Source organism: Caulobacter sp. D5 (assembly GCF_003185805.1).
In the GTDB taxonomy this organism is placed as follows: Bacteria; Pseudomonadota; Alphaproteobacteria; order Caulobacterales; family Caulobacteraceae; genus Caulobacter.
On record NZ_QHJY01000461.1, the window covers coordinates 1 to 1,876 of the forward strand.

Annotated in this window: 2 protein-coding genes; one reads left to right on the forward strand and one right to left on the reverse strand. The window is 71.0% G+C overall.

Annotated features, from left to right (window positions below):
* The first annotated feature begins 143 nt into the window (after window positions 1–143).
* Window positions 144–1,253: a YeiH family protein gene (locus DMC18_RS23590; protein ID WP_110117949.1), complete on the forward strand. Its 1,110-nt coding sequence runs from the start codon at window positions 144–146 to the stop codon at window positions 1,251–1,253.
* A gap of 114 nt (window positions 1,254–1,367) precedes the next feature.
* On the opposite strand, the gene DMC18_RS23595 is transcribed toward DMC18_RS23590, so the two are convergent.
* The coding region (locus DMC18_RS23595) for a GDSL-type esterase/lipase family protein (RefSeq protein ID WP_110133366.1) at window positions 1,368–1,876 on the reverse strand (509 nt) is incomplete at its 5' end.

Consider the following 1,876-nt stretch of genomic DNA (forward strand, 5'->3'; position numbering starts at 1 on the left):
GTTTGAGAGACCCCTCATCCGTCGCCTTTCGGCGACACCTTCTCCCGCAAGGGGAGAAGGGCTGGAGGGTGATCTTGCCATCCCGGCCATCAGAGCCCAGACGAAGGCGTCGTCGGCATGGCGACTCGTCAAAGGGCCTGGCGATGAATTCCGATCTCGACACCGACGCGGCCGCCGCGCGGGCGCTGTTCCAATCGCTGGAAGGCATGGAGGGCCTGTCGCGCCCCGAGCCCGCGCCCGCCGCCAAGGCCAGCGAGCGGTTCCCCGGCCAGGCGGCGCTGATCAAGCTCTATCCCGGCGTGCTGGTGGCCGGGACCATCGCTCTCGCCTCGACCTGGCTGGCCCAGCACTACGGCGCGCCGGTGATGCTGTTCTCGCTGCTGCTGGGGATGACCTTCCATTTCCTGCACGAGGAGGGGCGCTGCGTTCCGGGCATCGAGTTCTCGTCCAAGGCCATACTGCGGTTCGGCGTCGCCCTGCTGGGGGCGCGGATCACGGCGGGGCAGATCCTGAGTCTCGGCCTCACCCCGATCATCACGGTGATCGTGGCGGTGGTCTCGACGATCCTGCTGGGGGCGTTCCTGTCCAAGCGGATGGGGCTGCGGCAGGGCTTCGGGGTGCTGTCGGGCGGGGCGGTCGGCATCTGCGGGGCCTCGGCGGCCCTGGCCATCGCGTCCGTCCTGCCGCGCGACAAGGACGGCGAGCGCGACACGATCCTGACGGTGGTCGTGGTCACCACCCTGTCGACCATCGCCATGATCACCTATCCGCTGCTGACGGCGGCCCTGCATCTGGACCAGACCAAGGCTGGCGTCTTTCTGGGCGGCACGATCCATGACGTCGCCCAGGTGGTCGGGGCCGGCTACATGATCTCGCCCCACACCGGCGACGTGGCGACCTATGTGAAGCTCCTTCGCGTCTCGATGCTGCTGCCGGTGGTGTTCACCATCGCCTTCCTGGCGGCGCGGATGCTGCCGGGCGGCGGAACGGGGGCCAGGCCGCAGCTGCCGCTGTTCCTGGTCGCCTTCGCGGCCCTGGTGGTGGTGAACAGCCTGGGCTGGCTGCCGAAGATCGCGGTCGACGGCGCGGCCGAGATCAGCCGCTGGTGCCTGGTCACGGCGATCGCGGGCCTGGGCATGAAGACCTCGTTCAAGGACGTGATGACCGCCGGCTGGCGGCCCGTGGCGCTGATGGTCGTGGAGACGGCCTGGATCGCCGGGGTGGTGCTGGTGGCGGTGGAGTTTTTCCTTTGATCGCCTGACGGCGACCCCCTCCGGCCCTCCGGGCCACCTCCCCCAGAGGGGGAGGATCTGAGCGCCAAGATGCTCCCCCTCTGGGGGAGCTGTCGGCGAAGCCGACTGAGGGGGTCAGCGCGCCGCCACCACCGTCCCCCGCGCCAGGGCCTGGGCCACGACCGGCGCCAGGTTGGCCGCGATCACCCTGGCCCCTTCGGCATTGGGGTGGATGCCGTCGTTCTGCATGTAGCGGCGCGAGCCGCCGATGCCGGCCAGGAGGTTGGGCAGCAGGGGAACGGCGAAGTCGCGGGCCAGGTCGGTGTAGACGGCGTTGAAGCGGCGGGCGTAGTCGGCGCCGAGCAGGGCCGGGGCGTTGATCCCGGCCAGGACGGCGGGGATGCGCCGCTCGCGCAGGCGGGTGAGGATGGCGCGCAGGTTGGCCCGGGTGGCTTCGGGACGCAGCCCTTGCAGCAGGTCGTTGCCGCCCAGGGCCACGACGCAGAGGGCGGTGTCGTTCCCCAAAGCCCCTTCGAGACGGGAGAGGCCGCCGGCGCTGGTGTCGCCGTTGCGGCCGGCGGCGCGGACCTGGACGCTGACGCCGCGCGCGGCCAGGGCCGCCTGGAGACGGGCCGGCATCGCCT

Coding starts and splice junctions, on each gene's coding strand:
- DMC18_RS23590 (WP_110117949.1), top strand. CDS start 144: ATGAATTCCGATCTCGACACCGACGCGGCCGCCGCGCGGGCGCTGTTC.